This is a genomic window from Streptomyces sp. NPDC025618 (assembly GCF_055558795.1).
In genome coordinates this window covers 110566-133892 of sequence record NZ_JBVHLW010000013.1, presented here as the reverse complement: position 1 = coordinate 133892, position 23327 = coordinate 110566, and the positions used below count along the sequence as shown (strand labels likewise).

General features: G+C 69.5%; 24 protein-coding genes. 15 read left to right on the top strand and 9 right to left on the bottom strand.

The annotated features are described in order from the left end of the window. Positions 1–449: 449 nt before the first annotated feature. The 8 genes from ACZ4A5_RS14835 to ACZ4A5_RS14800 are packed head-to-tail and all read left to right on the top strand — an operon-like array spanning position 450 to position 6824. Complete coding sequence (locus tag ACZ4A5_RS14835; RefSeq protein ID WP_467582663.1) at positions 450–719, top strand: acyl carrier protein; 270 nt, start codon at positions 450–452, stop codon at positions 717–719. Beyond that, complete coding sequence (locus ACZ4A5_RS14830; protein WP_467582661.1) at positions 716–2101, top strand: aminotransferase class III-fold pyridoxal phosphate-dependent enzyme; 1386 nt, start codon at positions 716–718, stop codon at positions 2099–2101. The genes ACZ4A5_RS14835 and ACZ4A5_RS14830 overlap by 4 nt, the downstream gene beginning before the upstream one ends. Next, a complete protein-coding gene (locus tag ACZ4A5_RS14825; protein WP_467582659.1) occupies positions 2098–2664 on the top strand; it encodes an acyl-CoA thioesterase in 567 nt (188 codons plus the stop codon). Before ACZ4A5_RS14830 ends, ACZ4A5_RS14825 begins: the two co-directional genes overlap by 4 nt. After that, entirely contained in the window at positions 2615–3055 is a 441-nt protein-coding gene (locus ACZ4A5_RS14820; RefSeq protein ID WP_467582657.1) for a 3-hydroxyacyl-ACP dehydratase FabZ family protein, read from the top strand. Before ACZ4A5_RS14825 ends, ACZ4A5_RS14820 begins: the two co-directional genes overlap by 50 nt. Then, positions 3049–4164, top strand: a complete 1116-nt coding sequence (locus ACZ4A5_RS14815) for a beta-ketoacyl-[acyl-carrier-protein] synthase family protein (RefSeq protein ID WP_467582655.1) — start codon at positions 3049–3051, stop codon at positions 4162–4164. The genes ACZ4A5_RS14820 and ACZ4A5_RS14815 overlap by 7 nt, the downstream gene beginning before the upstream one ends. Before the next feature lie 4 nt (positions 4165–4168). Beyond that, on the top strand, positions 4169–4684 hold the full coding sequence (locus ACZ4A5_RS14810; protein WP_467582653.1) for a polyketide synthase: 516 nt from the start codon (positions 4169–4171) through the stop codon (positions 4682–4684). Continuing rightward, positions 4681–6015: a class I adenylate-forming enzyme family protein gene (locus ACZ4A5_RS14805; RefSeq protein WP_467582652.1), complete on the top strand. Its 1335-nt coding sequence runs from the start codon at positions 4681–4683 to the stop codon at positions 6013–6015. The genes ACZ4A5_RS14810 and ACZ4A5_RS14805 overlap by 4 nt, the downstream gene beginning before the upstream one ends. Further along, entirely contained in the window at positions 6012–6824 is an 813-nt protein-coding gene (locus tag ACZ4A5_RS14800; RefSeq protein ID WP_467582650.1) for a TIGR03619 family F420-dependent LLM class oxidoreductase, read from the top strand. Before ACZ4A5_RS14805 ends, ACZ4A5_RS14800 begins: the two co-directional genes overlap by 4 nt. Positions 6825–7236: 412 nt before the next feature. Here ACZ4A5_RS14800 and ACZ4A5_RS14795 read toward each other — a convergent pair whose 3' ends face one another. The 3 genes from ACZ4A5_RS14795 to ACZ4A5_RS14785 all read right to left on the bottom strand — a co-directional run bounded on the left by ACZ4A5_RS14795 (position 7237) and on the right by ACZ4A5_RS14785 (position 8930). Further along, entirely contained in the window at positions 7237–7596 is a 360-nt protein-coding gene (locus ACZ4A5_RS14795; RefSeq protein WP_467582648.1) for a hypothetical protein, read from the bottom strand. A 761-nt stretch (positions 7597–8357) separates the two neighbouring features. Next, entirely contained in the window at positions 8358–8528 is a 171-nt protein-coding gene (locus ACZ4A5_RS14790) for a hypothetical protein (protein ID WP_467582647.1), read from the bottom strand. A gap of 12 nt (positions 8529–8540) precedes the next feature. Continuing rightward, positions 8541–8930, bottom strand: a complete 390-nt coding sequence (locus ACZ4A5_RS14785; protein WP_467582646.1) for a hypothetical protein — start codon at positions 8928–8930, stop codon at positions 8541–8543. Between the two features lie 243 nt (positions 8931–9173). Here ACZ4A5_RS14785 and ACZ4A5_RS14780 point away from each other — a divergent pair, with 243 nt between their 5' ends. After that, positions 9174–9464, top strand: a complete 291-nt coding sequence (locus ACZ4A5_RS14780; RefSeq protein ID WP_467582694.1) for a transposase — start codon at positions 9174–9176, stop codon at positions 9462–9464. Between the two features lie 497 nt (positions 9465–9961). Further along, a complete protein-coding gene (locus ACZ4A5_RS14775) occupies positions 9962–11308 on the top strand; it encodes a hypothetical protein (protein ID WP_467582645.1) in 1347 nt (448 codons plus the stop codon). A 566-nt stretch (positions 11309–11874) separates the two neighbouring features. Here ACZ4A5_RS14775 and ACZ4A5_RS14770 read toward each other — a convergent pair. Together ACZ4A5_RS14770 and ACZ4A5_RS14765 are read right to left on the bottom strand one after the other, a co-directional pair. Beyond that, positions 11875–12528: a hypothetical protein gene (locus ACZ4A5_RS14770; RefSeq protein WP_467582643.1), complete on the bottom strand. Its 654-nt coding sequence runs from the start codon at positions 12526–12528 to the stop codon at positions 11875–11877. A 139-nt stretch (positions 12529–12667) separates the two neighbouring features. Further along, on the bottom strand, positions 12668–13729 hold the full coding sequence (locus tag ACZ4A5_RS14765; protein WP_467582641.1) for an aldo/keto reductase: 1062 nt from the start codon (positions 13727–13729) through the stop codon (positions 12668–12670). Positions 13730–13840: 111 nt separating this feature from the next. On the opposite strand from ACZ4A5_RS14765, the gene ACZ4A5_RS14760 reads away from it, so the two are divergent. Continuing rightward, on the top strand, positions 13841–14467 hold the full coding sequence (locus ACZ4A5_RS14760; protein WP_467582639.1) for a TetR/AcrR family transcriptional regulator: 627 nt from the start codon (positions 13841–13843) through the stop codon (positions 14465–14467). A gap of 234 nt (positions 14468–14701) precedes the next feature. On the opposite strand, the gene ACZ4A5_RS14755 is transcribed toward ACZ4A5_RS14760, so the two are convergent. Beyond that, positions 14702–16039, bottom strand: coding sequence for a phosphatase PAP2 family protein (locus ACZ4A5_RS14755; RefSeq protein WP_467582637.1), 1338 nt, complete (start codon positions 16037–16039; stop codon positions 14702–14704). A 540-nt stretch (positions 16040–16579) separates the two neighbouring features. On the opposite strand from ACZ4A5_RS14755, the gene ACZ4A5_RS14750 reads away from it, so the two are divergent. The 4 genes from ACZ4A5_RS14750 to ACZ4A5_RS14735 all read left to right on the top strand — a co-directional run bounded on the left by ACZ4A5_RS14750 (position 16580) and on the right by ACZ4A5_RS14735 (position 21128). Beyond that, positions 16580–17707, top strand: a complete 1128-nt coding sequence (locus tag ACZ4A5_RS14750) for an FAD-dependent monooxygenase (protein ID WP_467582635.1) — start codon at positions 16580–16582, stop codon at positions 17705–17707. 190 nt (positions 17708–17897) lie between these two features. Further along, positions 17898–18839 (top strand): VOC family protein, encoded by a 942-nt coding sequence (locus tag ACZ4A5_RS14745; protein WP_467582633.1) that lies wholly within the window; start codon positions 17898–17900, stop codon positions 18837–18839. A gap of 122 nt (positions 18840–18961) precedes the next feature. Next, complete coding sequence (locus tag ACZ4A5_RS14740) at positions 18962–19936, top strand: helix-turn-helix transcriptional regulator (RefSeq protein WP_467582631.1); 975 nt, start codon at positions 18962–18964, stop codon at positions 19934–19936. Positions 19937–20129: 193 nt separating this feature from the next. Next, positions 20130–21128 (top strand): phospholipase D-like domain-containing protein, encoded by a 999-nt coding sequence (locus ACZ4A5_RS14735; RefSeq protein WP_467582629.1) that lies wholly within the window; start codon positions 20130–20132, stop codon positions 21126–21128. 202 nt (positions 21129–21330) lie between these two features. On the opposite strand, the gene ACZ4A5_RS14730 is transcribed toward ACZ4A5_RS14735, so the two are convergent. The 3 genes from ACZ4A5_RS14730 to ACZ4A5_RS14720 all read right to left on the bottom strand — a co-directional run bounded on the left by ACZ4A5_RS14730 (position 21331) and on the right by ACZ4A5_RS14720 (position 23244). Further along, positions 21331–21648, bottom strand: coding sequence for a cupin domain-containing protein (locus tag ACZ4A5_RS14730; RefSeq protein ID WP_467582627.1), 318 nt, complete (start codon positions 21646–21648; stop codon positions 21331–21333). A gap of 157 nt (positions 21649–21805) precedes the next feature. Next, the gene (locus tag ACZ4A5_RS14725; RefSeq protein ID WP_467582625.1) at positions 21806–22546 is read right to left on the bottom strand and encodes a class I SAM-dependent DNA methyltransferase; all 741 of its coding nucleotides are present in this window, start codon (positions 22544–22546) and stop codon (positions 21806–21808) included. Between the two features lie 389 nt (positions 22547–22935). Then, positions 22936–23244 (bottom strand): DUF7677 family protein, encoded by a 309-nt coding sequence (locus ACZ4A5_RS14720; RefSeq protein WP_467582623.1) that lies wholly within the window; start codon positions 23242–23244, stop codon positions 22936–22938. Positions 23245–23327 lie beyond the last annotated feature (83 nt).

The window sequence follows — 23327 nt, the reverse complement described above, 5'->3', positions numbered from 1 at the left end:
ACCGTGTGACCCTGCGTCAGGATATGCACAAGCACAGGCATCGAGTCAGGAGGACTTCCTGCGCCAGACCGGGGCAACGCAGTTTCGGCCACGCTTCCGGATGGCGCCGTCAGCCCACCTCGCGGACGTGGACGGCGGTCGGGGCAACTCCCGCCCCCGGTAAACCCGCTGGTCAATGGAGTACCGGGCGGCCCGCTGGGGCAATCGAGCACAAACGGCCCCCGCAGCGGCCCCCGCGGGATGCGACTGGCGTGATTCCACATCGCGTTGACAGACCATGATCCAGCAAACTAGTTTCAGCGACCAACAACGGTTGGCTTCGGTTTATCGACGGTCACCGTCGGCCTGCTGCCGACCGCTTTACCGCTGCATTCCCTCCGGCATTTCCTGGCGCCGGACGCTCAGTCGTGCCCTTTCGGATAAACCCCCGTCCAGAGGTGAGAACGCTGATGAATCCCTTGCAGACGATCAAACAGATTCTGTCCTCCGATGTGCTGGTGGAGGTACCGACCGACCAGATGCGGCTCGACGACAGCCTGCGCGAGGGCTACGGCATCGACTCGCTCGGCTTCGTGGAGCTGCGCGTGCGATGCGAGGAGTCCTTCGGCATCGAGATCCCCGACGACGCCTTCGCCGTGGAGGAGTTGTCCACCCTCGGTGACGTCGTCGCGCTCATCGAGCGGCTGTCGGGGGCCGACCACTCCCCGGCCACTGCGTGAGTGCGGCCCCGGTCGCACGAGACGACCGCACCGGGGACCCGGCCGATGTGCTGCTGCGCGGCGCGGACCTGCACCTCAACCACTACGGCGCGGCGCGGCTGCCGTTCGCCTGCGTGGGCGGGAGCGGGCTGGAGCTCGACATGGTCGACCTGAGCCCGGAGCACCGGGGCAGGCGGCTGCGGCTGCTGGACGCCAGCGGCGGCTACGCCAGCGCGGCGCTGGGCTACGACCACCCGGTCGTGCGCGCCGCGGTGGCGCGCGGCACCGGGGTCGGCAGCGTCACCGACGAACTGGGGTCGCTGGAACGGGCGGAGCTCCTCGACCGGCTCTTCGGGCCCGGCGGGCTGTGGACCGACCGGTTCCCCACCGGCCATTACCACGTCAGCGGGCGCAACTCGGGCTCCGAGGGCAACGAACTGGCGCTGCGGCTCGTGCTGGAATCCCGGTTCGACGCCCGGCGGCTCCGGCACCGCCCGGGCAAGGAGAAGCGCGACATCATCCTGGCCTTCCAGGGTGCCTGGCACGGCTGGACCGGCGGGCTGGTGCAACTGCTCAACCGCAGGCACTACCAGGCCGGGCTGCCCATGCCGGAGACCGCGGCCCCGTACGGCGTCCGGGTCGAGCACATCCCGTTCGGCGACCCCGTCGCCCTGGAGGAGACCTTCACCGCGCTCGCCGACCGGCTCCTGGCCGTGGTGGTCGAGCCGGTCCAGGGCGACGCCGGCATCATCGAGCCGCCGGCCGGCTACCTGCGCGGGCTGTCGCGGATGTGCGCGGCGAACGACGTGCTGCTCGTCGCCGACGAGGTACTGACCTTCGCCAAGACCGGCGGCTGGTTCGCCATGCGGGACGCGGACGGCCCGGTGCCCACCGACATCACCGTCATCGGCAAGTACCTCGGCATGGGCGCGGTGTCCACGTCCATGGTGATCGCCCGGCGCGAGCTGACCGTCCGCGCGTCCGGCGCCGTGTCGACCTCCGATCTGCGGCCGTCGACCTGCGCGGTGATCCGTGACGGCATCGAGCACATCGAGGCCGAGGGGCTGCTGCGCCGGTCGGCCGAGGTCGGCGGGCACCTGGCCAAGCAGCTCGACACCGTTCTCGTGGGCGGCAACCCGGAGGTGTTCACCGAGGTCCGCGGCACCGGGTTCATGCTCGGCGTGGAGCTGACCGCCGCCGCGGCGGCCCGGATCGGCGCGCTGCGCACGGCACTGATCGAAGCCGGGGTGTACGCGGAGTTCATGGCGGGGGCGGGCAAACGGTCCGGCGACCGGCGCTACATCCACCCCACCCTGCGGATCGTGCTGCCGCTGAACACCGAACAGGCCCTGGCCGACGAGGTCGTGGAGCGGGTGGCAGCGGGCGCCCGGGCACTGAAGTGACCACAGGCACGGAAACGACCACGGCGTTCCGTACCCGGATCGAGCACGTCGACACCGACGCGACCGGGATCGTGCACTTCTCCCGCTACACGTCGCTGATCGAGACCGCCGGCACGGAACACCTGGAGCAGTACGGCTGCGGGCTGACCGCCTTCACCGCGGCGGGCGTCGACGTGGTCGCGGCCGAACTCCGGGTGGCCTACCTCGACAGCGCCGTGCACCGCGACGTGATCGTGGGGAACACCCGGGTCGAGCACGTCGGCGCGGCCTGGTTCACGCTCGCGGTGGAGCTGCTGCGCGAGGAGGGGGACGGCTCCCGTACCCCCCTGGTCTCCGGCCACCTCGTCTACGCCGCCGTCGACCCCGACACCCGTCGCCCGGTGCCCCTGCCGGCACCGCTGCGACACGCCCTGAGAGGAATCGTCCCGGATGCAGCAGACGAAGACAGCACCCCCCGCCCCCGCGGCGGCCCGCGTACCCCGGCCGCTGGGCACCTCGGCGATCGCCGCCCTGGTGCGCGGACGCCACCCCCGGCTGTTCATCGACCGGGTGCTCGACCATGAGCCCGGCGAGTTCCTGCGCAGCATGTACGCCGTCTCGGCGGAGATGGGCGCGCTCTCCGGGCACCTGCCCGAGCGGGGGCTGACCCCGGGGGTGATCCTGCCCGGCAGCCACACCATGCAGGCCTTCGCCCAGTCGGGGGTGCTGCTCTACCAGTTGAGCAGCAAGCCGCTCGCCGACGACGAGGTGACCCTGGTCGGCACGGTCAAGTGCCGCTTCCTCGCCCCCGTCGTGCCCGGCGACCAGGTGGTGCTCGACGTACGGGCGGAGAGGCTGTCCGGCCACACCTTCACCTTCTCCGCCTCGGTGACGGTGGAGGACCGGCCGGTCGCCCGGTTCCGCGGCGCGATGAGCCGGGCGAAGATCGACCCGGCGGGGGCCCGCCCGTGGTGACCCCGGTCATCACCGGTCTCGCCTGGGACACGCCGCTGGGCCGCGACCCGGAGGCGGTCTGGGCCCGGCTGTGCGCGGGCGAGTCGGGCCTGGCCCCCGTCGAGTCACCGCACCCGCTGCGCAACTCCCTCGCGGCCGTGGCCGAGTCGGTGCCGTACGGGACCGACTCGGGCAAACGCCAGCGGGCTCTCGCCTCTCAGACGCTGGCCGCCGCGTTCGCCGACGCCGGGCTGTCCACGACCGACCCCGATGCCGGGCTGGTGCTCGGCACGAGCTTCGGCGCGTCCCTGGACGAGGAGGAGCCGACGCTGCACGCGTGGGCCGACGACGCGGCGGCGGGCATCGGGCACCCCGGTGAACCGGTGTGCGTCATGACCGCCTGCTCGGCCGGGTCGGACGCGATCGCCCTCGCGCACACCCTGGTGCGCTCGGGGCGGCGGCGCATCGTCGTGGCGGGCGGCGTGGACGTGGTGACCGAGGCCAAGCGGCTCGGCCACTCCGCCCTGGGCACGATGAGCCCCACCGGCACCAGGGCGTTCGACAAGGCACGCGACGGGATGCTGCTCGGCGAGGGCGCGGGGTTCGTGGTGGTCGAACACCCCGACTCCGCCCGGGAACGCGGCGCCCGGGTGCACGCCCGGCTGCGCGGGGCCGGCGCGTCCAACGACGCCGCCGGGCTCACCGCACCGGACCCGTCCGGCTACGCGGTGGTACGCGCGGTCCGGCGCTGCCTGGCCTCGGCGGGCCTGGCCCCCGAGGACGTCGCGGTGGTGAACGCGCACGGCACCGGGACCACGCTCAACGACGAGGTGGAGGCGCGCAGTCTGCTGGACCTGTTCGAGTCCGGGGAGAGCGCGCCCCTGGTGTTCGCCACCAAGGGCGCGTTCGGGCACAGCCTGGGCGCGACCGGGGCCCTGGAGGCCATCGCGACGGTGCTGGCGCTGCGCCACCGGCGGGTCCCGCCCGTCGTCGGGCTGCGCGACCCGGCGTCGCCGCTGCGGCTGGCCGCGGGGTCGGCACACCCCGTGGGCGCCGGGGCGGGCCTGAGCCTGACGCTGGGCTTCGGCGGGTTCAACACCTGTCTGCTGTTCGAAGGTTCGAAGGGATGATGGCGTGACGCACGTGCTGCCTGGCACGCGGGTGCTGGGGTCGGCGACGGTGGTCGCCGAGGACCCTGCCGAGCACTCCGTGAACAAACCGTCCTTCTACGCCGACCCCGCGGCCTGGCTGGTCGCCGAGGCGGTGGACCGGGCGCTGGCGGACTGCGCCGAGCCCGTGCTCGACGCCGCCGACGACACCGGGATCGTGGTCATGAGCGCGACCGGGAGCGAGCGGACGATGCGCGTCATCGCCCGGTCGGTGCCGCGCTCCCGGGTGTCGCCGCTGCGCTTCGCCGGGGCGAACCCGGGCGTACTGGCCGGACTGCCCGCCCTGCGTCACGGGCTGCGCGGACCGTCGCTGCTGCTGGCGATGCGTCCGGACGCGGCGACCCCCGTGGCGCACACGGTGATCGAAGGATGGCTCGCGGACGGACAGGCCCGGCATGTGCTCCTGGCCGGCCTGCGGTCCACCGCGGACGGACACGTATGCGACTGTCTCGTCCTGACCGGCGCCGGGGAGGACCGGTGAACGGCATCACGCGGGCCGGGGTGGCCGACTTCCTGACGCGTATCGACGGCGCGCCGACCGGTGTGGACGACGTGCTGGAGGACCTGGCCGGGCTGGGGCTCGCGCCGGGTGACGCGGTCGTGCTCTGCATGGCCAACGGGGCCGAACTGCTGCGGGTGCAGCTGTCGTCGCTGCTGCTGGGCCTGGTGCCGCTGGCCGTGCCGCCCAGCACCCCGTGGCGGCGGGTCCGCGAGCTGGCCGGGCACGTCGGGGCGGGCGTGGTGATCACCGCGCGGCTGACCGGGGCGGAGTCGCGGGTGCCGGTGGGCGGCGCGTTCGCCGTGCCGACCGGGCACCCCGCCACCCGGTACAACCCGGGAGAGATCCTGCTCTCCACGTCCGGCACCTCGGGGATGTTCAGCGCGTGTGTGCACCGGGTGTCCTCGCTCCTGCACGGTGCCCGCCTGCACGCCGGGGCGACCGGCATCACCGCGGCCGACACGCTGCTGGTCAACCTGCCGCTGTACTACTCCTACGCCCTGGTGGCCCAGGCACTCGCCGCCTATGTGACCGGAGCGCGGCTGGTCCTCGACGGGCCTCCGTTCTCCCCGGTCGCGTACCGCGACACGATCGCCGCACGGGGCGTCACGCACTCGGCGGTGACACCGACGATCGCCCGCCAGCTGCTGGCCGACCCCGCCCTCATGCCGAGCGGACTGCGGGCGCTGGCGGTGGGCGGCGACAAGGTCACGTCCGCGGAGGTGGCGGGCCTGCTCGCCGCGCGGCCGTCCGGCGAACTGTACGTGACCTACGGGCTGACCGAGGCCGGACCCCGCGTGTCGACGCTGGCCGCGCACGCCGAACCCGCGCACCGGTACGGCTCGGTCGGCCGCCCCCTGCCGGGGGTCGTCGCGTCGCTGCGCGAAACGCACGACGGGGTGGGCGAACTGCTGGTCGAGTCGGACACCGTGCTGCTGCGGCGGGTCGGACAGCGCAGCAGGCGGGTCCTGCTGGGACCGCGGACCGTCGCCACCGGGGACGCGTTCTCGATCGACGACGGCTTCCTGACCTTCCACGGACGCCTGTCCGACTTCGTGGTGCTGCGGGGCGAGAAGGTCTCGCTGAACACGGTCCGTCAGGCCGCGCACGCCATCCCCGGGGTGGTGCACTGCGTGCCCAAGGTGGTGAACGACGGCGGTACCCAGGTGCTCGACGTGCACCTGTCGGTCACCGACCCCGTGCCCGGCGGGGAGAAAGCGGTGCGGCACATCCTCAACTCCCAGCTCCTGCCCGCCGAACGCCCGCGCGCGGTCTTCATCTCCGCCGCCGACCCCGAGGCCTTCCGTAAATGACCCTCCGCCTCGGCTGGACCGTCCCGACATCCCTCACGCCCGCCGCGCTCCGCGAGTTCGCGGTGACCGCGGAGGGCCTGGGGTACGACCACCTGTCCGTCCCGGAACACCTGGTGTCCACCGACCCCGCCTACGAGAGCCTGACGCTGGTGGCGTTCCTGGCCGCGGTGACGACCCGGATCGAGCTGGCCACCGCGATGACGATCCTGCCGCACCGCCCCGTGGTGCTAGCCGCCAAGCAGGCCGCGCAACTGGCCTTCCTCAGCGGGGACCGGCTGCGGCTGGGCGTCGCCGTCGGGTCCGACCTCGCCGAGTCCGCCGCCCTCGGCGTCACCCGGGAGAGCCGCGGAGCCCTGTTCGAGGAGCAGGTCCGCGCGCTGCGCCTGCTGTGGACGGAACCGAACGCGTGCTTCGAGGGCGAACACGTCGCGTTCTCCGGCGTCACCCTGACCCCGCGGCCGCGCGCCGTCCCGCTCTGGATGGGCGGCGGCACCCTGCGCACCGGCGGCAGACCGCGCCAGCTGCGCCGGATCGCCGCCCTCGCCGACGGCTTCACCATGTCCGGCCTGCTCGCCAACCGGGTCAACCGCGCCGCCGGCATCGTCGCCGACCTGCGGACAGCGGTCACCGAAGCGGGCCGCGACGCCGACGCCTTCGGCATCGAGGCCCGCCTTCGCCCCGACCCCGGACGGCCGGACTCCTGGCGCTCCCTCGCCGACGCCTGGCGGTCCGCCGGTGCCACCCACCTCACCATCACGACGGACGACGTCTCCCTGCTGGCTCCCGTGCACGCGGCACTGACCACGTGAAGCCGCCCTGCCGGGCGAGCCACTCCTCAAGCAGGCTCAGCACTCCGGTCACCGCCTGGTCGAACGGCTCAGCTCCGTGGACTGCGCGGCGCGGGCCGGGACGTAGCTAGGTCTCGGGCGGTGGATGACCGGCTGCGCCTTCAGGGCATGTTGTTCGTGCTGTTCACCGGGATCACTTGGCAGCAGCTAAGGAATCTCCTGGGCCGGAGGTGACACCTGCTGGGTCAACCTCGCCACGCCGAACGGGAATTCACTGACCCCTATCAGCGAGATCCCCGCGAAGGCGACGCTCCACCTGTCCGGCATGTGCGAATCCAGTCTTCTCCCTGACTGACAGTTCTCAGCGCAAACGAAGGGCGCGCCGCGCGGAGAACAGCCCGGCGCGCTCGCGGATTTCAGGGCCTGTGCCGACTCAGTTGCCGGTGAATACGATCAAGGACAGTGTCGCCCCGCCAGTGTTGGGGGAGCACTTGTGCCGGTCGAAGTGGTACTGACGTCCCAGAATGTCCTGCACGTATCCCGTGTAGTTGCCTTGCGAGCACGCATTATTGGAATTCTGGATGTGCATCGCGCCCACGTAGCCGCTGGCCCAGTTCCCGTCCCAGACGTAGCAGTAGGCTCCTCCTCCGTCGTTGTAGTTGACCTTGACGACGTTCGGCAGGTTGCACGTGGAGTTCACGACCTGGGCGTCGGCCGGGGGTGCGGCGATGAAGCCGGTTGCGGCGAGGCCAGCTGCCATTACTCCAGGTACCAGCTTGCGGACGAGTTGCATACGGACTCCCCAGCTCCGCTACCCGCCCCCTGCGGGTAGACCTCGAATAGCTAACCATCACCCTGTGCATGACAACAAGACCGTCCCAGGAACACATCAAAGCTTCCTTTGCGACCGAATTGGGCGGCTATACGGTGGGGAATGCCCTGCGTGTCCAGCGGCTGATCATTGTCAACGGGAGCGGGTGGCCACCTGGGACAACCTGCCCGACCTCTGCGCCGTACCTCCCAAGGGGCCGAAGCCGCGACCGACCGCCCCTTCGGCTCGTCGGCGCCGACGTATCTCGTTTGGTGGCCTTCCACCACGGACTTCAGGCCGAGGCTGTCGTGGGTGTTGGCAGCGGAGAGCCCGACGACGAGGGGCAGTCCGGATCCGACAGGATGCGTGTCTCCGGCGGGATCAGCGGCTTCGCTGTCTCCCACAACCCGTCCGGAACAATCCCGCTCCGCGTCCCCGCCCCATACGGAACCCAACGACCGCCTCACCACATAGGACACTCCCTAAAACAAGGGCCTGAACCCTTTAGAGTTCAGGCCCTCATTCGCAACTCTAGCCCGGCCGCCATTACGAGAATGGCTTTCTTCGGCCAAGTTATCCGACGGCTTTGATATGCCGCCACCCAACAGCTCCGACTTCTACGCTTGCCCTAAGGAGTGGGGAGTCGCCGCCGCGAAGGAAGAGAACGACTGCGGACGACCCGAGGTCGGGTGGTGCGCATGAGAACCCCTCCAGTCTCTCCAGCACACCCCAGTGGGCAGCATTCAGTCTTCGCCTTGAGCCCTCGGCGAGGAAAGCTTGTTCATCAACAGGCCGTAGAGGCAGCTCAGAATAAAAATGGCAACGTACTGCATCCAGTCACTTCCGCTTACCAGCTTGGTGACTCCGATGAGCCCAGCAGCCCAGACGAACGTTGCAACGATCTTGATCGCCATTTACGTTCACCGCTAAACGAAGGTCGACAGGCAGGCCGTAGCACCAGTGACGACGATCTTTGCTGCAATATCCTTGGCAATGTCCTTGCTGACATACTTGCCGATCACGAACGCCCCCGCCCCGCCGATCCCGGCCTTGAGAAGGCAGTCCTTGACCACATTGGTCATCTCCTTGCTTGCCAGCAGCGATGCGCAGTCATTCTTGTCCTTCTTCCACATGCACATCGATCTCCGCTCGCCAATGGGGTCGACCTGGGCGATGGGGGGTGCGTCCTTGACGTCAGTTACGGCGACTCGGCCTTCTGCGTATCCGTCTGTCGCGAACGCTGTGCCCGCGGTGCCGGTCACGATAATGCCGCCGAACAGAGCAGCGGAAACTATTCCAGATATAGCGCGCTTCACTTCAGGTTCTCCAATGCGTCCCGGAGGAACGGGCCCGGCCAGGACCTCATTCCTTGTTACCGAGGGAAAGGCTAAGAGCGGAAGATCCTTCGCGGGAAGGGATCTGGAGGTGCCCAGGGGGTGCCTCGCGAATCAGCCAGCTCTGAGAACTCTTAGCGCAACGTGGGTAACCGTGCCTTCCGGAGGGGTGCACGGGTTGCTTGAGCATGACCCAGCGAAACCCTCAACCCTGGCTGGTTGACGATGAGTTGTGGTTCAAGAATCGAGCCGCTGCCACCCACTTCGCCTCCTGGGCGCAGGCAGCCGGGATGGAGGAGGGGGCCGGAAGACCGCAGGGTGCTGCGCGGCATCCTGTTCCTCCTCCGCACCGGCATCCAGGGGGAATGGCTGCCTCAGGAGTTCGGGTTCGGCTCGGAAATGACCTGCTGGTGCCGACTGCGGGACTGGAACAACGCCGGGGCGTGGCAGCGGCCCCACGAGGTGCTGCTGGACGAACTGCGAGCCGCGGACCGCTTGAACCTGTCGCGGCGGTGATCGACAGCTCCCACGTCCGGGCACTGAAGAGCGGCCCAACACCGGCCGGAGCCAGGGCGACCGCGGACAGCCGGGATCCAAGCACCACGTGATCTGCGACGCCACCGGCATCCCGCCGCCCGTGCCCCTGACCGGCGGCCACCGCGACGACGTCACCCAGCTCATGCCGCTGCCGGGCTGGGTGGCGCAGCCGCTCGGAGAACTGCCAGGCGCTCACCGCCCGGTTCCGGGCAGCGGCCATCAGGAATCGCCCAGATCCGGCCTTTCCGCGGGGAACTTGCCGATCCCCCGCCCAAGGTCGCCTGGGCACCCCCTGGCGTACGCACACCAGGCCCCACAGGGCTCCAGCGCCCCTGAATACCCCGACAGCAGGACGGCGACGCCCCAGAGCGCACTTCGGACCTCTGGCGCCGCCCGGAGCATTCGTTTACCATTCAACCGCTCGCTAGCTCCCCTGGCACCATCGGTCACTGGGCCTTTTCAATCAAGGCGTTCTCATGGCACGGCATCCTTTGGCATTCCTCCGCACCTCAGCGGGTCTCTCGCATCCCGCCTACGCACGGCTGATCGCCGATACGCATGCCGGACTGGGCTTCGGGAACATGGCAGCCCGCCGCGAGAAGGTCTCACGCTGGGAATCCGGCCGGACCGTCCCCGAACTCAGCACGCAGTTGGCCATCGCCCACGTACACAAGGTGGCCGAGCAAGACGTACGGCGCCTCGGCTGGCCCCACTGGCTGCACCTGGCCACCGGCGCCGCCGCCCTGCTGGACGAGCCGTGGACACCGCAGGGGGCCATCGACGCCGCCCGGCGGACGGTCCAACCCTGGCGGGAAGGAACCCGCTCGTACTTGACGGTCACCGGGGCCGTGCTTGACGCACAGATCAAGAACGCGCTCACCACCCTGGCAGCCTCGCATCAGGCACCCTCCCGGGACGGCCACCAGGTCACTCCAGAGATCCTGGCCGGGGCCGAGGCCCGTACCCAGGCACTCGAAGCGCAGGAAGCGGGATCGTCGGCCACTCCCATGGCCTTGCACTACGCCGCCCAGGCTGAACACCGGCTGATCAGCGGGCTGTCGGCCACCGCTGGCTACGACCGCCCCACCGGGACCCGGCTACTCCTCCTCGCTACGCGTACCGCCAGCCTGAGCGGATGCCTCAGCGGGTGTCTCGGCGACGAAGCAGGGGCGGAGCGCTACCTGCTCGCTGCGATCCGTACGGCGGCCGCCGCGGGCTCACGGCAGGATGTGGCAGCCTGCATGGGCCACCTCGCGACCCGGCATCTCACAGCGGGTGACGCCAGAGACGCCCGCTGCCTGGCCAACGCCGCGCAGACGCTCGCCCCCCGGCTCCCCCCGCATTTCCGCGCCTACCTGCTCTGCAAGGACGCCATCGCCCTGGCCCGCCTCGGCGAGACAACGCGCAGCATGCGGGCGCTGGACCGTGCCGCCGCGCTGGTCACCCATGCCCCCGACCAGGGGCCGCCGCCCCACAGCCTGGGTATCAGGATCGACGGACACTTCCTGAGCATCAACTACGGAAACGCCTGGCGTTACCTGGGAAACCCCAGGAAGGCCCTGCTCTGCTTCGCTCCGCTGCTCGCCCCGCCGACCGCCCAGCCGCCCCCGCAGACCGGGCGACGGCTCCTGTACGCGGTGGACGCGCACTTGTCCCTCGGTGATCTCGACGCCGCCGTCGAGATCACCCTCCGCGCCGTCGCCCTGCTCGGCACCCTGCCACCCGGCCTCGCGGGCCAATGCCGGCGGCGATTCACTCCTCACCTTTCGGCGGCCCCCGTGAACGACCTGCTCCGCCACCTCGAGGATCGCCCCACCCTGTGACGCCGGGCATGAGGCGCACCGGCTGCGCGAGGGCAGTGAGCTGAGGGACCTCCGGAGCGTGGCGGCAATCCGCCCCTCGCACCGCAGAGCTGTCCACCGGGGTCACTACGAGGAACATCCGGCAGAACAACCTCAGAGCGGCCAATCCAACGGCCCCTCCCCCGCGCCAAGTTGCGGTGCCGTCCGCGCGCAGTGCCGCGCAGACGGAGAGACTGGCGGGCGCCTGCTCGCTGGGGCTGCGTTCCCGCCCCCTCAGCCCGTGCATGCGTCACGGCTCAAGCAGGACCCGGGGCTTGCGCTACTCTCTCCGTCGCTCACCAGCGTGATGCCGCTGATGGCAAGCGGTGTGTCGGAGTTCCAGATTCTTCAGCCCATTGGAGCCCCCGCACGTCGGTAGAGGACGTGACGCACATTCAGCGCAGGCGAGGAGACCGAGAATCAGTTCACCCAGTCGTGAACGCCGTCTGGTTGACACTCGGCCCCCTCGACCAGGTCCAGACCGCACCCGGTGCACAGTCCCCGCTGTCGCGCGGCCGGCGTCAGGACAAGCGGCTCGGCTGCCGCCGTCAGGGGGTGTCGGTCAGGTCCGCGACGAACTTGCGCATCCTGCCCTTGCGGACCGGCGCGACGCCGTGCAAAAGCTGGGAGCCATAGGCCAGGCCGGTGCCGGCCGGAGCGTCGCAGGTCCACCGGGTCCGCGGCACGTCGCGCAGCCAGTCGCCCTCGGCGGTGTGCTGATGGACCTCCGGCAGGGCCCGGGTCAGGGGCGTGTCCGGCGCGAAGCCCTCGTCCTGGCCGGCCTTGTGACCGGTGAACAAGGAGGGGTGGGAGGTGGTGGCGACGTAGAACTCGCCGCCCTCCTCGGCCTCGGTCAGCATCACACCGATGCGACCGATCCGGCGCGGCGCGGTGCCGGGGCGCGGGATGCCGTCGACATGGACAGGCACCTGCTGGCCGGGGGTGAACTCGGTGTAGTCCCACGGGCCGTCCGTGGTGACCGAGGGCAGCACCCAGTGCAGGACAGGCAGCGCCCGCTCGGTGGCGGCGTGCAGGATCTCCTGCGCCGCCGACGGGGCGGCGACAACGTCGCCCTGGTGGCCCGGCTGCCACCCGGTGACCGCCAGCTCGGCGTCCATGATCTTCATCAGCTGGGCCATCTCGTCGCCGGTCAGGAAGCCCTCCACGGTCTGCAGGGCCAGCGTCTCACTCAACTGGATCACAGCGCTCCCCTCCCGGCCGCCGAGCGCACACGCCATCGTGAGCAGCGTCGTGGCGCCCTGAAACGCCGCAAGGGCAGCTGTCCGGCGACGATCCCTTGCTGCCGGCGGAGCGGATCCGCTGACCGGCCCTCACGGCACGTCAGGCGGTGGGCGGCAGGGCCGTGGCCCCCGCCACCGGCGGGTTGAGCCGGGTGAAGGCTTCCTGACGCTGGTAGGGGAAGTACGGGTAGGGGGCCGTCCTGCTGCTCGCCCGGTCGAGTTTCGCCATCTGCTCAGGCGTCAGCGTCCAGCCGACGGCGCCCAGATTCTGCCGGAGCTGTTCCTCGTTGCGGGCGCCGATGATGACGGAGGAGACCGTCGGCCGCCGCAGCAGCCAGTTGATGGCGATCTGGGGTACGGCCTTGCCGGTCTCCTGGGCGATCTCGTCGAGGGCGTCGACCACGCGGTAGAGGTGCTCGTCCTCGACCGGCGGGCCGTAGTCGGCCGTGGCGTGCAGTCGGCTGCCTGCCGGGAGCGGCTGGTGGCGACGGATCTTGCCGGTGAGCCGCCCCCAGCCGAGCGGGCTCCAGACCATGGCGCCGATCCCCTGGTCGAGCCCGAGCGGCATCAGCTCCCATTCGTAGTCGCGGCCGACGAGGGAGTAGTAGACCTGGTGTGCCACGTAGCGCGGGCGACCGTACTTCTCCGCGGCGGCGAGGGACTTCATGGTCTGCCAGCCGGAGAAGTTGGAGACCCCGGTGTAGCGGATCTTGCCCGCGCGAACGAGGTCGTCGAGTGCGGACAGGACCTCCTCGACCGGCGTCCCGGCGTCGAAGGCGTGCAGCTGGAAGAGGTCGATGTAGTCGGTGCCGAGGCGGCGCAGGGCGTTCTCGCACGCGGTGATCAGACGTGAGCGGGAGGTGCCCGCGTCGCCGGGGCCGTCGCCCGTCGGGAGGCCGGCCTTGGTCGACACGATCACCTGGTCCCTGCGGCCCTTGATCGCCTGGCCGAGCACTTCTTCGGACGCGCCGTCCGAGTAGACATCGGCCGTGTCGAACAGATTGATCCCGGCGTCGAGGCAGATGTCGACAAGGCGACGCGCCTCCTGCCCGTCCGCGGTGCCCCAGGCGCCGAACAGTGGTCCCCGGCCGCCGAAGGTGCCGGCGCCGAAGCTCAGCGCTGGGACCTTGAGTCCGGAAGCGCCCAGTCGCCTGTATTCCATGACTGATCCCCTCTCCCCCAGAGCCAGCTAATGGCCCCGTGGTTCCGTTAAGGTGATCTCAATCTAACAGGCACTGACGACTAACGGAACCGGAGTCCCTTTATGAGTTCCATGAGCACGGACCCGAGGACCACCCGCCCGGGAGGACGCACGGCGAGGGTGCGAGCCGCCGTACTGCGGGCGGCCGGGGACACCTTGGCGGAACGGGGGTTCGCGGCCCTCGACCTCGCGGACGTCGCGCGCCGGGCCGAGGTGGGGAAGACGACGGTCTACCGCCGCTGGGGAACGGTCACCGGCCTCGTCGCGGACCTGCTGGCGGACATGGCCGAGACGTCGCTGCCACGGACCCAGACCGGCTCGCTGCTCGGCGACCTCAAGGCCAACGCCCGGCTCGTCCAGCGGACCCTGGCCGACCCCCGGCAGGGCGCGCTGCTCAAGGCAGTGATCGCGGCCGCCACATGCGACGCGAGGACGGCCGAGGCCCTGCACCGCTTCTACGACATCCGCGTCGAGGAATGGGCCCCTTGCGTCGAGCAGGCCATCGAACGCGGCGAGGCGCCCGAAGGCACCGATACGCGCGAGGTCGTCCGCGCCGTCTCCGCCCCCCTTTACTACCGCCTGCTGACCACCGCCGACGGACTCGACGAGACCGACGCGGACCGGGCCGCCGAAGCGGCGGCAGCGGCGGCGAGGGCGGGAATGTACGTAAAGAAGGGTGAAGGAAAGGAGAGGGAATAGCGGGTCCGGCTCGAAGCCCCCGCATCACAGAGAACCCGCAGGCACGGCATCCGCCAGGGACGCTCACAGCTCATACGACTCCCGGGATTACCGCGTTCACCTGGGGAATCAGGCTGTGAGGCTCACAGACGCAAGGAGCCTGCCGGCCGCCTCGGACGAGGACGAGGCCACCCACGGCCCGGCTGGGGGGGCGGCCCCGTCGCCGGTGCCGCCCCCCCCCTGACGCAACACGCATCAAACCAGTTCGAGTTGCGGTTCCGGCTGCCGAGCCGACGGAATCCTCGGCTTCTCCGACTCCCACAGTTTGGTGGTCCGGACATAGCCGTAGATCACGGATGCCATCGCCAGCATGAGCAGCGGTCCGAACACCCACGGGTATTCGGCCATCTCCATCGGCAGATAGCGGTACGACACCAGGAACGCGGTGAAGACCGCCGCGCCATAAGCGACCAGCTGGGTTCCCGACCGGTCCCAGCCACGTTCGAGCGAGCGCAGAGCCGCCTCGATCGTGAGCGTGAACACCACGCCGGCGATGATGTCCGTGCCGTAGTGGTAGCCGAATCCCAGCGTCGCACCGAGCGTCGCGATCAGCCAGAACGTGCCCGCGTAGCGCAGAATTCGCGGGCCCTTGCGGGAATGGATGAAGATCGCGGTGGCCCACGCCGTGTGCAGGCTGGGCATGCAGTTGCGTGGGGTGATCTCGTCGAACGGCATATGGTGCGGCGCGCTGAGCACCGGCGCCGTGTTCGGCCACAGGTCGGCCACCGCCCAGTGGCTGCCGTCGGCGCCGTAGGCGAATATCGGTCCGACCACCGGGAAAATCATGTAGATGCCCGGGCCGAGGAGGCCGATCACCAGAAAGGTGCGCACCAGGTGATGGCGCGGGAAGCGGCGCTCGCTTGCCACATTGCGCAGTTGGTAAAGGGCGACGACGACCGCGGCCACCGCGAGCTGGATGTAGACGTAGTCGAGAATGTGGTCGCCGACGGGACCGGTGGCCTTGACGATCCGGCCCACCACCCACGACGGATTTCCCAGGGCGTGATCGGCGGTCGCCACGTACTGGTCGAGCACCGTCGGGCGGGTCTTCGACGTGATGAGCAGCCAGGTGTCGCCGGTCTTGCGGCCGGCCACCAGAAGCAGGCCCAGGCCGACACCCTTCAGCAGCAGGACGCGTTCCCTGCCGGTGCGGCGTGTGACGGCGATGACGGCACAGCCAAGGATCACCCACAACGCACCGTTGCCGAACATCATCTTGGCGTCGACGGCCCACCGCACGAGCCAGAAGACGACGTCGATGCCGACCGCGACACCTGCGGCGATGAACCGCTGCCGCCAGGTGAACACCACCATCATCAGCGCCATACTGCCGTACAGCAGCGGCCCCGATTTGGGAGCGAAAATCACCTCTTTCGCCTGATTGGTGATCGGTCCCGGCATGCCGTAGTGACGCGCTGCGATCTCCAGCATGACGAAGAATGCGAGAGCCACCACACCCGCCGTGGCCCACAGTATCGTCCGTGGTTCACGCCATGCGGCGAACGTAATTCTGGAATTTATTCGCGAAAACAACCTTGATACTGCAGATATCAATTGCTCGGCCAATTTGTCGGGTGCCAGCTAAATACGTCACGCTTTGTGCTGGGCAGCACGGGTTTCCGGTGATGGGCGGGCGGTCCGGGTGATCGCCACGAGACCGAACATGCTATCGGAGCGGTGCGGAAGGGACGCGCTGGTCACGGGTGGCGCCAAGGCAAGGCGGTCCCGCGCTCGGTGGGACGGCGTCTCGCGGATGACCATGAATCTCTCAACGCGCGGCGCGCACCGCTCGTTGCGGTGCCCGGGCGAGAGTTCGCCCTGTGGCGGGGAGATCCGCTGGACCGGCCGGTCCACACATCATGCGGAGGAGGCCGCGCGGCGCACGGAGAGGCCCCTCCCGGCCCACGCCGGCGTCCCGGAGCGGGGCCGGGACGGCGGGGGCCCCTGGCTTCCTGGAAGTGCCCCGGGTCCGACGGCTGATTGCCGACATCGGATGGTTGCCGCCCGATGCGGATAAGACGTAGAGCCGAGGCGTCCTACGGTTCCGGAGCAAACAGTGCTCTGGAGGCATATATGGACAGCTGTGGCGGTGTGCGGACGGCCCTGATCGTGGGCGCGGGTGTCGCCGGTCTGACGGCGGCCACGGCCCTCGCACGCGCCGGATGGCGGGTGGAGATCGTCGAGGTCAGCCCGTCGAGAGCGACCTCTGGCTGGGGGTTGTGCCTGACCGGGCCTTCGCTGCGCGCGCTGAACGAACTGGGTCTCGCGGAAGCGTGTCTGGCCGAGGGGTACGGCATGAGCACGGTCACGCACGTGGACGTGGACGGCGAGCCCGCGGGCGAGGTCCACCTGCCGCGCCTGGTCGGAGCGCGGCGACCGGCGATGGCCGGCATCGCACGTCCCGTACTGCACCGCGTCCTGCACACGGAAGCCGAGCGGCGCGGCGTGGTGGTGCGCCATGGGCTGACCGTCGCGGCAATGGACCAAGAGGCGGAGCTGGTCCGCGTGCGGCTGTCGGACGGGACCGAGCGGCAGGTCGCGCTCGTCGTCGGCGCGGACGGGATCCGTTCCGCGGCGCGGGGACTGCTGGGTCTTCGGACTTCGCTCGGCTATCAGGGGCAGATGGTGTGGCGGGCGCTGGTGCGGCGCCCGTCGTGGGGCGCCGGGATCCATCAGTTCGCCGGTGAGGTCCACACGGCGGGGCTCGTACCCCTCTCGGAGAGTCAGGCCTACGTCTTCCTGACGGAGAACGCAGTGGAGCAGAGCATCCTCCCGGACGCCGAGCTCGCCTCGCGTCTCGGGCAGTTGCTGGAGCCGTTCCCCGGCCGGGTGGCGGAGCTCGTTCCGCTGGTGTCCGCGTCCGATTCGGTGGTACGCCGCCCGGTGCAGACGCATTTCCTCCAGGGCTCCTGGAATCACGGCAACGGCGTGGTCATCGGCGACGCCGCCCACGCGCCCGCACCGCAGATGGCCAGCGGCGCGGCCCTGGCCATCGAGGACGGCGTGGTGCTGGCCCAGGAGCTGGGACGGCACGAGTCGGTCGACACGGGGCTCAAGGCGTTCGTGAGCCGACGCGCACAGCGGTGCCGGACGCTCGTGGAGACCTCGGTGGCGATCGTCGGTCTGGAGCGGGCCCAGCGCCACAGCGAAGCGTATCCACTGGCCGACGCCTGTCACCGCCTCATGGCCGAGCCCGCGTAGCCGACGGACTGTTCGTACGACGGGCAAGGGGGCCCTCATGTCCGCGGCGATCTTCCGCATCCTGCCCGGCAGCAGTGGCTGCGAGCTCACGGGGCCCGCTGCCCGCCGTTCTCGACCCGGCTGACCGGACGACTGAGCTGAAGCAGACGCCTGACCGAGCTGAACACGCGTCCAAGGGAGTGCACTCACCGTGAGCAACAGCAGTTTGATCACCCACCTGCGGCACATCGATGTCGCCATGCCGAACTTCGCCGAGCAGCGACGCTTCTACACCGAACTGTGGGGCCTGACGGAGACCGCCGCCGACACGGGTGTCTCGTTCCTGGCTGCCGAAGGCTCCCCGGAGCCGTACGTGGTGCGGCTGCGCGAGGACGCCCGCAAGCGCACCGACCTCATCGCCTTCGGTGCCGCCGACGTCGGCGATGTCGACACCCTGGCCGCACGACTCACCGCGCAGGGCGTGCGGTTGGTGCACGAGCCGAAATCGCTGGACACCCCCGGGGGCGGCTACGCGGTCCGCTTCTTCGACAACGAGGGCCGCGTGGTCGAGGTCTCCGCCGGCGTCGCCACCCGCCGGCACCGTGAGATCGAGGCCCGTGAGCCGATCCCCGTGCGCCTCTCCCACGTGCTGATGAACTCCCCCACCCCCGAGGCCACGGTCGCCTGGTACACCACACACCTGGGATTCCGCGTCTCGGACACGATGTGCCTGGGCGACCGTGACGGGATCATGTGGTTCCTGCGATGCAACGCCTTCCACCACAGCTTCGGCATCGTGCGCGGGCCGCACGCGGCGTTCCACCACGCCTCCTTCGAGATGCGCGGAATCGACGAATTCATGCGCGGCACGGGCCGGATGCGGCGCCTGGGCATCGAGCGGCTGTGGGGTCCGGGGCGGCACCGTGCCGGTGACAACTCCTTCAGTTACTTCCTCGACCGTGCAGGCAACACCGTCGAATACACCACCGGGCTGGAGATCCTGGACGAGGACACCTGGCACCCCCACCTCTACGACCTGCGCGACCCCGCCAACGCGGATCAATGGGGCACGGCTGACGAGATGGACGAGTTCATCGCCGCCAAGTCCCACAACGACCCCGACCCCGGGCTCTTCGTCGCCCCGCCGATGTGAGCGCGCTCCCCGGAGCCCGGGACCTGCGGACGAACACCAGCCCGTTGCGGGCAGCAGTGGTGACACACTGACAGCAGGTCCGGGGTGCCCGTGGCGAGTGCCCCTCAAGGAGGTGAAGCGCGTTGCAGGCGCCGCTGCGAAATTTCCTCATCACCCGTTCCCAAAACCCCGTCGACCTTCTGAACTCCGCCACCCGCCTGTTCGGCGGCTCCGTCGCCACGTCACCGCTGACCGGCCTGTGCGGGGGTGATCACGAACTGCGCGGGGTGGCCACGCATGACTTCGCCGTCGGCTACTTCGCCTCGCCGCTCGAGGTACGCGTCTCCTCGACGGAAGGGATCCGCTCCTACTTCGTCAACATAGGTGTGTCCGGTGCGATCGCCGCATCCCGCGGCGGCCTGAACGCCACCCTCGACACCGCCACGGCCGGGGTGGTCAACCCCGGAGACACCCAGGAACTGCGCCCCGCACGCCCAACCACCGTACGTTTTCTGGTACTTCGGATCGACGCATCCTTGGTCGAGCAGGAATACGCGGTACTGACAGGGGGACCTCCGGAGTCCACCGTCCGCTTCGACTTCGCCCTGGACCTCGCCCAGCCCAAGGGCCGGGCCGTACGGCTCCTTGTCCGCTCCCTCCTGGAGCAACTGGATTCGGGAGATCCCCTGTTCCAGCGCGCCGAACTCCAGCGCGGCCACGTTCGCTGCATCGTCACCGCACTGCTCCTGGCCCAGCGGCACTCGCACACCGACGAGCTCCGGGACGGCCCTCGACCTGGCTACCCGCGTTCCTTGCGCGCGGCTCTCGCGTTCATCGAAGCCAACCTCGCCGAGCGCATCGCCCTCGGCGACATCGCCAAGGCGGCCGGCTGCGCCCCGCGGACCATCAGTTCCGCATTCCGCGACCGGCTCGGCCTGTCGCCCATGGCCTACGTACGCAACCTGCGGCTGGACCGGATCCGTCAGGACATCCTCGCCACCACCGACAACGTCGGCACCATCGCCTATCGGTGGGGTGTCTCCCATCTGGGCCGCTTCGCCGGCGACTACCGTGGCCGTTTCCACGAGCTGCCCTCCGACACCGCGGCCCGGCGGTAACAGCGACCGCACGCGGAGTCCACTGCGTCACCTGGGAGTTGAGAAACCCCAGAGGCAATGATTGTCGTGTCAATGCCAAAAGTTAACCTCCGGCATCTACTCGCGTAAACCCAGCCGGTCGCATCATGGGTCCTGCGCGCCCCCGGGCGCCCCGCAAGCCCCCCACCGCCCACGCACACGACCGGAGTCCGGCATGTCCTTACCCCGAGCTGCCCGTCAGGCCGCCCTCTCGGCAAGCGCCCTGCTGCTGTCCTCGATATCCGTCCTGGCGGCCCCCGGCACTGCCGGGGCCGCACCCGCCGCCTACTCCCTGCTGGTCTTCCCCGACCAAGGGCGCGCCGCCGTCTACGACTTCATCGGATCGGCCACCAAGTCGGTGGATGTGACGATGTACGAGCTGCGCGACACCAAGGTCGTCGACACATTGGTGAGCCGCCAGAAGGCCGGCGTGAAGGTCCGTGTCATCCTCGACGCCACACGCACCGCGGTGAACGGCGCGGCCTACAGCGCCCTCAAGTCCGCCGGTGTGGGCGTGGTCTACTCCTCCTCCGACTACGTCTTCACCCACCAGAAGACCATTACCGTGGACGGCGCCAAGTCGCTGATCCTGACGGGGAACCTCGACTCGACGTACTACGCGACCAGTCGCGACTACGGCGTCTTCGACACCGACGTGGCCGACGTCGCCGCCATAGAGGAGGTCTTCGCCGCGGACTACGCGAAGACCTCGGTCACTCCCGCCGACGGCGACGACCTGGTCTGGTCCCCCACCGACTCGGAGGAGCACCTGCTGGCACTGATCAACGGTGCCCAGCACTCCCTGGACCTGGAACAGCTCGAGTTCGGTGACAGCACCCTCGTGGACGCGGTGGCCGCGGCGCAGCAGCGCGGCGTCCAGGTCCGGCTGGTCGGCATGAACCCCGACCGCTACGGCAGCTACTTCGACCAGGTCAAGGAGGCCGGCGGCAAGGTCGTCACCTTCTCCTCGACCGAGGGCCTCTACATCCACGCCAAGGCGATCGTCTCCGACTACGGCACCCCGACGGCCAAGGTCTTCGCGGGATCGGAGAACTTCACCGACAACTCGCTCAACAACAACCGTGAGCTCGGTCTGATCATCAACAGTCCCGACGTGCTCAACGGCATCGAGTCGACGTTCAAGACGGACTTCGCGGCGGGGACGCCGTACTGAGGCGACTCCCCACACCCACGTGGGAGATCGGCCGATGGCCCCGTGGCCGCCGTACACCCGGAGCAGGCCCTCCTGAGCCACGGTGGCCACGAGCGCTCCGTCACGGGTGAAGGCCCAGGGGCCGCGTCACCTCGCCGAACGCCTCGGTCAGCCGCTGCCCGCAGGCCAGCGGGCAGGGTGCGACTTGCCCCAGTGTGAGCGTTCAGCTCGAAGAGGCACCTTCTCGGAGTTCCATGATCACGAGTGTGCCCCGGCTGCCGGGACGAACCGCGTGGGTCGTGCCTGCCGGAATCACGTAGAGCTCGCCCGCGCCGACCGGGACAGGCTGACCGCTGACTTCAAGCTGCAGCTGCCCGTCGAGAACCAGGAGAGCCTCGGGGGCGTCGTGGGCCTCCGCCTCCACGGGCATGTCGTCCATTCTCAGCACCTTCACGCAGGCAGGACCCACCTCCCCCAGTACCAGCGAACGCCACCCTTCCGGGAGGGCCGCTGCGGTGCTCATCACGTTGATCAGGCTCACGACACACTTCTCCTACCGGCCCGGTGCAAAGTCCCGGGCCGCTTTCGTCTGTGGATGCCTGGACGCTATCCGACCTGCGCTGACGCTTGGTCGACCGAATGGCAAAGGATGACCGTACTCGACTTTCCCGCAGCTGAGGCCCCGCCTTCTGCCTGCCTCAGGCCAGCTTACGCCATACGGAAATGTGCTTCGCGGAGTCCTGGGTGAACGGTGTCGCGTCCCAGTCCGCGACGCGCCGTTCCAGCTCGAGCCCGGCGATCCGTGCCATCAGGTCGAGTTCCGCCGGCCAGGCGTACCGGTGCCGGGAGTCGGCGCGGCGGTAGTGGCCGTCGTCGCCGTCGCGGGTGAAGTGGTGCGAGACGAGAATCTGTCCGACCAGGTCGAAGGTGTCGAAGCCGAGATGCCGCTCGGAGACATCGAAGGGCACGGCGATCTGGCCGGGCGGCAGGAACCTCAGCGGCGGCACGCCCAGCTCGATGACGAATCGGCCGCCGGGCCTCAGATGCCGTGCGGCGTTGCGGAAGCACTCGACCTGCTCGTCCTGCGTGAGGAGGTTGGTGATGGTGTTGTAGACGAGGTAGACCAGCGCGAACTCGCCGGGGACGACGGTCGTGGCCATGTCGCCGATGGTGACCGGGAGCGTGTCCTCATCGACCTTGCGCCGCAGGACCGCCGCCATGTGCTCGGACAGTTCGATACCCGTGACCCGCACGCCGCGTTCCCGGAGCGGGATGGCCACGCGCCCGGTTCCGATGGCGAACTCCAGCGCCCGGCCGTCTCCGGCCAACTCGGCGAGGAAGGCGATTGTCGGTCCGAGGACGGCGGCCGAGGACATCTCGGTCTCTTCGGCGTCGTAGCGGTCGGCGGTCGCGCGGCTCCACAGCTCACTGCTCGTCACAGGTGTCCACTTTGCCGGGCGCGAAGGGGCGATGTCGACGCGTTTTCCTTCCGGGAGCGGGCGTTCGTCCGGCGGAGTCCCCACTCCGGGCCGCATCCCGGGTCCGTGCGGGCCGACAGTGGACGTCGGAGGCGGTGGCCGGGCCGGCCGTTGGCTCAGCGGTGGCGCGCTTCGGCCGCTGCCTTGAGGTCGGCGAGCCAGGCGTCGAGACCTGGGGCGAGGTAGATGAGGGAGGCGGCCGGGTCGGCCTCGATCACTGCCTTCGTCCCCATCGGTACACCCTGGGTCGGAGCACGTGATCAGACGAAGGCCGTCTCGGGGTCCGGCGAGCACCCAGGCGGGTCACCCGGTTCGACGCATCGTCCGATGATGCAGGCTGACGAGGGAGTTCAGGGGCCGTGCAGCTCGGTCTCCCATGCTTCAAAAGGCGGATCGACCTCAAAACCTGGATCACAGTAAGCGCGAATCCACTGAGCTGCCCGGTACTGGGCGTCCCCCTCGTTCATTACCTTGCCGTCTTCGTCGACTTGGAGAACGTTGGTGAAGACGGCGAAGACCATCTCCAGCGCAGAGCCGGACCCCATGAGGCGGGGCCTGTAGTCGATGTCGTCAAGGATGTCGAGGTCGACTGTGCCGTTGGCCAGGTAGAAAGCGAAGAATCGGATGGCCGCACGCACGTCGATGGGCAGATGTTCCACGGACGCATTCTGCGCGACGGTCAGGCACGGACCGAACCAGCATCTGTGGGGAAACAACCCTCAGGGGGTGCACCTTCGCTCAG

Excerpts from the sequence above, each read along its gene's own strand:
- ACZ4A5_RS14735 (WP_467582629.1), top strand. The coding sequence starts at position 20,130 with ATGTCCTTACCCCGAGCTGCCCGTCAGGCCGCCCTCTCGGCAAGCGCC.
- ACZ4A5_RS14765 (WP_467582641.1), bottom strand. The coding sequence starts at position 13,729 with ATGGAATACAGGCGACTGGGCGCTTCCGGACTCAAGGTCCCAGCGCTG.
- ACZ4A5_RS14775 (WP_467582645.1), top strand. The coding sequence starts at position 9,962 with ATGGCACGGCATCCTTTGGCATTCCTCCGCACCTCAGCGGGTCTCTCG.
- ACZ4A5_RS14750 (WP_467582635.1), top strand. The coding sequence starts at position 16,580 with ATGGACAGCTGTGGCGGTGTGCGGACGGCCCTGATCGTGGGCGCGGGT.
- ACZ4A5_RS14800 (WP_467582650.1), top strand. The coding sequence starts at position 6,012 with ATGACCCTCCGCCTCGGCTGGACCGTCCCGACATCCCTCACGCCCGCC.
- ACZ4A5_RS14790 (WP_467582647.1), bottom strand. The coding sequence starts at position 8,528 with ATGGCGATCAAGATCGTTGCAACGTTCGTCTGGGCTGCTGGGCTCATC.
- ACZ4A5_RS14835 (WP_467582663.1), top strand. The coding sequence starts at position 450 with ATGAATCCCTTGCAGACGATCAAACAGATTCTGTCCTCCGATGTGCTG.
- ACZ4A5_RS14760 (WP_467582639.1), top strand. The coding sequence starts at position 13,841 with ATGAGCACGGACCCGAGGACCACCCGCCCGGGAGGACGCACGGCGAGG.
- ACZ4A5_RS14780 (WP_467582694.1), top strand. The coding sequence starts at position 9,174 with ATGAGTTGTGGTTCAAGAATCGAGCCGCTGCCACCCACTTCGCCTCCT.
- ACZ4A5_RS14795 (WP_467582648.1), bottom strand. The coding sequence starts at position 7,596 with ATGCAACTCGTCCGCAAGCTGGTACCTGGAGTAATGGCAGCTGGCCTC.